General features: G+C 38.8%; 1 pseudogene. It reads left to right on the top strand.

The features are described 5' to 3' along the window. Window positions 1-196, top strand: a pseudogene (locus AB4496_RS06475) (TolC family protein); the annotation flags it as partial. Between the last annotated feature and the right edge of the window lie 62 nt (window positions 197-258).

Genomic DNA, 258 nt, shown 5'->3' with positions numbered 1-258 from the left:
TTATGAAAGCGCACGATACGACTACATCATCGAAACCATCAAGCTCGAACAAACAAAAGGCGTGCTCTCGATTCAATCGATAGAAAGCATCATGCAATTGATGAGTGATATCGAAGGACGAAACAATCAAGAATTAGTGCCTAAACACCTTCTCTCAACTGAGTCGTTGAAAACAGGAGGTCGTAATGCAAACTGAGCAGTTTTCTCAAAAGATCAATATGGCAGATAAGTGTTATCTGACTTTCTCTACAATAATTT

Source organism: Vibrio sp. 10N.222.46.A1, assembly GCF_041473595.1.
Classification (GTDB): domain Bacteria; phylum Pseudomonadota; class Gammaproteobacteria; order Enterobacterales; family Vibrionaceae; genus Vibrio; species Vibrio tasmaniensis_A.
Note: the sequence above shows the minus strand (reverse complement) of the source record. Positions and strands in the feature narration are given on the sequence as shown.